4 protein-coding genes are annotated in these 4,744 nt (G+C 74.6%); all 4 read left to right on the top strand.

Features of this window, described 5'->3' with window-relative positions; translation table 11 throughout:
• Positions 1-182 precede the first annotated feature (182 nt).
• Positions 183-836, top strand: coding sequence for a VTT domain-containing protein (locus tag ABZW03_RS37490; RefSeq protein WP_355268855.1), 654 nt, complete (start codon positions 183-185; stop codon positions 834-836).
• Positions 837-1,042: 206 nt separating this feature from the next.
• Positions 1,043-2,842, top strand: a complete 1,800-nt coding sequence (locus ABZW03_RS37485) for a threonine/serine exporter family protein (protein ID WP_355268853.1) — start codon at positions 1,043-1,045, stop codon at positions 2,840-2,842.
• An 88-nt stretch (positions 2,843-2,930) separates the two neighbouring features.
• Positions 2,931-4,013: a hypothetical protein gene (locus ABZW03_RS37480; protein ID WP_355268851.1), complete on the top strand. Its 1,083-nt coding sequence runs from the start codon at positions 2,931-2,933 to the stop codon at positions 4,011-4,013.
• 299 nt (positions 4,014-4,312) lie between these two features.
• Positions 4,313-4,744: hypothetical protein (locus tag ABZW03_RS37475; protein WP_355268849.1), on the top strand; the 432-nt coding region annotated here is incomplete at its 3' end.

Raw genomic sequence — 4,744 nt, 5'->3', positions numbered from 1 at the left:
CCGGCCCCCCCCCCGGGGCCGCCGCGTTCCCCGGGCCGCCGCGCCGCCGGCCACCCGCGCGGTCGGCCGCCGCGCCGCCGGCCACCCGCGCCGCAGGGCGGGAACCATCCGGCCCCGTGCCGAGTCTTTGTCAATGCTTTACTGTTTCATTGCCAAGACCCGACCCCCGGAGTGCCCGCACCGTGACCAGCCTCGCCCTCGGCCCGTCCTGGCTCGATCCGACCAACCTGATCTCCACCTTCGGTCCGATCGGCATCCTGGCCATCGTCTTCGCCGAGTCCGGTCTGCTGATCGGCTTCTTCCTGCCGGGGGACTCGCTGCTGTTCACCACCGGCCTGCTGGTGGCCGACGGCACCTACCTGCACCAGCCGCTCTGGCTGATGTGCGCGCTGATCGTGGCCGCCGCGGTGGCCGGGGACCAGGTCGGCTACCTCTTCGGCCGCAAGGTCGGCCCGAGCCTCTTCCGCCGCCCCGACTCCCGGATCTTCAAGCAGGAGAACGTCGAGAAGGCCGCCGCCTTCTTCGACCGGCACGGCCCCAAGGCGATCGTGCTGGCCCGCTTCGTGCCGATCGTGCGCACCTTCACCCCGATCGTCGCCGGGGTGAGCAGGATGAACTACCGCACCTTCGTCGTGTACAACCTGGTCGGCGGCGTGCTGTGGGGCGCCGGCGTCACCGTGCTCGGCTACTTCCTGGGGCAGATCCCCTTCGTCCGGGACAACATCGAGGCCATCCTGGTCGGCATCGTGCTGGTCTCGGTGATCCCGGTGGCGATCGAACTGCTGCGGGCCCGCCGTTCCGGCAAGTCCGCCGCCGCCCGCCACCGCGCCGGGTAGGCGTCCGCCGCTCCGGCCACGTGACGCCGCGTACATGTGCGTCGGACTGTTCGATCAGGCAAGGTGTAACCCGAGATCGAACGGTGGCCGGCGGCCACCAGGGGCGGCAAGGAGCGGAAGTGCCTAAGCGGGGCCGACCGGGTGCGGGCAAGCGGGCGAGGGGAGGCCGGGCGGTCCGACAGGCGCGGCAGGCACCCCCGAAGCCGGTGCACCCCGCCGACGCGCCGCCCACCGAGGGCCTGCTCGGCCACCCCGCCCCGCCGGCCGACGCCACCACCGTCGTGCCGCTCCCCCCGGCCCTCCCGGAGACCAAGGGCCTGCTGGCCCCCGAACCAGAGCCGACGCCGGAACCGACGCCGGTGCCCGAGCAGGTGCCCGCGTCGGCGGCCCGCGCCGACACTGGCCGGGCCGACACCGGACGGACCGACACGGGACGGACCGACACCGGCCGGGCCGAGCCCGAGCGCCCGGTCCGCCGCCGCTCGGTCGCCGAGGACACCCTCACCCCCGAGGAGTGGCGGGCGGCCGGCTACACCCCGCCCACCGGCATCCCCGTCCCGGACCTGACCGCCGGCGCCCCCGGCGAGGCGCCCTGGCCGGACCGGATGCGCACCCTGCTGCGGACCCCGATGTCCGAGCGGCCCGCCTTCGAGCGCACCGCCCGCGAGATGCACCCCTCCGCGGCCGTCACCCGCAACGTCCCGCGCATCCTCGACCTGACGCTGCGCATCGGCGAGCTGCTGCTGGCCAGCGGCGAGGCCGCCGAGGACGTCGAGGCGGCGATGCTCGGCATCGCCCACGCCTACCGGCTGGACCGCTGCGAGCCGCAGGTCACCTTCACGCTGATCGGCATCTCGTACCAGCCCTCGCTGGTCGAGCCGCCGGTCACCGCCGACCGCGTGGTGCGCCGCCGCACCTCCGACTACACCCGGCTCGACGCGGTGTACGAGCTGGTCGCGGACATCACCGCGGAGAAGGTGACGGTCAACGACGCCTACCGCCGGCTCGCGGTGATCCGCCGCAACCGGCACCCGTACCCGGCCTGGTTCCTCGCCCTGACCACCGGCCTGCTGGCCGGCGCGGCGACCTTCCTGGTCGGCGGGCGGATGGACGACAAGGCCTGGCTGGTGTTCGCGAGCGCCTTCGTCGCGGCCGTCCTCGGCGACCGGCTGGCCTCGGCGCTGGCCCGGCGCCGGCTGCCGGAGTTCTACCAGTTCGTGGCCGCCGCGATGCCGGCCGCCGCCTCCGGCATCATCCTCTCGCTCAACGACTGGGGCCTGCGCGGCTCGGTCGTGATCACCGGCGGCCTGTTCGCCCTGCTGCCCGGGCGCGCCCTGGTCGCCGCCGTGCAGGACGGTCTGACCGGCTTCTACATCACCGCCGCGGCCCGCCTGCTGGAAGTGATCTACCTGGTCGCGGGCATCGTGATCGGCGTGATGGTGATCCTCTACCTGGGCGTCGGCTTCGAGGCGAACCTGCGCCCGGACGAGAGCCTGGTGGGCGTCAGCTACCCGCCGGTCCAGATGGTCGCCGCGATGCTGCTGACCCTGGCCTTCGCGACGCTGCTGCAGACCGACCGCCGCGCGCTGGCCCTGGTGACCGTCAACAGCGGCATCGGCTGGGCCAGCTACGGCGCGCTGGTGTACAACGCGGGCGTCAACCCGATCGCGGCGACCGGCGTGGCGGCCGGGCTGGTCGGCCTCTTCGGCCAGCTGATGGCGCGCTACCGCAACGGCTCGGCGCTGCCGTACGTGACCGCCGCGATCGGCCCGCTGATGCCCGGTTCGGCGCTCTACCTCGGGATGCTCGCCTTCGCCCAGGGGCACTCCAGCGCCGGCCTGGTGTCGGTCTTCCGGGCGGCGGCGATCGCGATGGCGCTGGCGGTCGGGGTGAACCTCGGCGGGGAGATCGCCCGGCTGTTCCTGAAACTGCCGGTCGGCGCCGAGCGCCCGTCGCTCTACCCGGTCATGCCGCGCCGGGCGGCCAAGCGCACCCGAGGGTTCTGACGGCCGTCGGCCCGGTGTTGGGCGCGATGTGGGCCCCGGGCCACGTCGCGGCAGGCAGGACGCAGGACCAGGAACGAAGGTAAGACCCATGACGACACTGCTGGACGGCTACCGCGACCACGTCGTCGCCGCGCACAAGCAACCGCTGTTCCTGCTGCTGGTCGGATTCATCACCTCCTTCGTCTTCATCCGGTTCAGCGTCCGGATGATCCGCGCCAAGGTGCGCTGGTGGCCGGGCAACGTGACCCCGGGCGGCCTGCACATCCACCACATGGTGTTCGGCCTGGGCTTCCTGCTGCTCGGCGGCATCGGGGTGTTCGCCACCTACGGCGGGCACCCGTGGATCGACTGGTTCGGCCTGGCCTTCGGCATCGGCTGCGGCCTGGTGCTGGACGAGTTCGCGCTGATCCTGCACCTGGACGACGTGTACTGGAGCGAACAGGGCCGCAAGTCGGTGGACGCGGTGATCTTCGGCATCCTGTTCACCTCCCTGCTGCTGGTCGGGTACGTGCCGTTCGGCGTGGTGCCGGGCGAGGAGACCAGGTGGGGCCTGGTCACGATCATCTCGGTGAACTCGCTGGCCTCGGTGATCACCCTGCTCAAGGGCAAGGTGTGGACCGGCCTGCTCGGGATCATGGTCCCCGGCCTGTCCTGGATCGGGGCGATCCGGCTGGCCCGCACGAGCAGCCCGTGGGCCCGCTGGCGGTACGCCTCGCGCCCCCGCCGCCGGGCGCGCGCGCTGCGGCGCGAGCGCCTGCTGCACCGGCGCGCGGACCGGGCCCGCACCTGGCTCTTCGACCTGATCGCCGGGGCCCCCGACAAGGTGCCCGCCAACCACCCGGCCGCGCACCGGGTGGCCGAGCGGATGGCCGCCCGGGCCACCGCCCACCTCGACGCGCACGCGGCCCGGGCGCTGGCCCGCCGTCAGGCCCGGCTGGCCGACCGCCGCTCGGCGGCCGCCACCGGGACGGCGGGGAAGTCCCGGGGCGCGGCGGACGAGGCGGCCGGGGCGGTCGAGGCCGGTCCGGCCCGTTCCCGGCTGGCCCAGCAGCGCCGCCGTACCGTGCGGGCCGGGCGCATCAGGGCCCTCGCCGTCGGTCCGACCGGGCTGGAGAGCCGGCCCGAGCGGCACCCCCGGCTGCGGACGCACACCCGCCGGATCGCCCGGTAGACCGCCCTCCCGGGGCCCGGCACCGTCCGTCCCGCTCCGCCCCGGTGCCCGACTCGGCTCCGCCCCGGTGCCCCGCTCGGAGCCGAGGCTCGGTCGGATCATCGGATGGTCACCCGACCGGCGGAGCGCTTTCCAGGTGTGAAGGCCGCCGGAATTGAGAACATGAGCGTCATGTGACCGTTCTGTCACGTGATGGGATGATTCATCGGACTCCTCCGCCGCCCCCGGGCCGTCCGTCCGCCCGTGCGCCGCGCGCCGTCCGACGCCGTCCCCTCCGGACCCGTCAGAAGGGATGTCGCGTGGCGCGCAGGCTCCTGCCGATCCTCCTGTTGTCCCTCACCGCCCTGCTCGGGCTGCTCCCCGCGGCCCAGGCCGCCCCGGCCCCCGGCGAACCGGTCGTCGGCGACCGGCCCGTCGGCGGACCGGCGGCCGACCGGGCCGGGGACGAGGAGCCGTACCCGACCACCGAGGAGATCGACCGGGCCCGGGCCGAGGAGGAGCGCAAGGCCGCCACGGCCGCCGCCCTGGAGGCCGCACTCACCGCCGCCCGGGTCGAGCTGGACCGCGCCGCGCGCACCACCGAGCAGGCCGTGGAGGCCTACAACGGCGCCCAGCTCGCCCTCTCCCGGGCCCGCGCCGAGGAGGCGGCCGCCGCGCAGCGCGCCGCCACCGCCGAGACCGAGCGGGCGGCGGCCGCCGAGGACGCGGCCCGGCTCGCGGCCGAGACGTAC

The sequence above is a fragment of the Kitasatospora sp. NPDC004799 genome, from assembly GCF_040609095.1.
Classification (GTDB): Bacteria; Actinomycetota; Actinomycetes; order Streptomycetales; family Streptomycetaceae; genus Kitasatospora.
This window is presented reverse-complemented; position numbering and strand designations above follow the sequence as displayed.

Coding starts and splice junctions, on each gene's coding strand:
- ABZW03_RS37480 (WP_355268851.1), top strand. CDS start 2,931: ATGACGACACTGCTGGACGGCTACCGCGACCACGTCGTCGCCGCGCAC.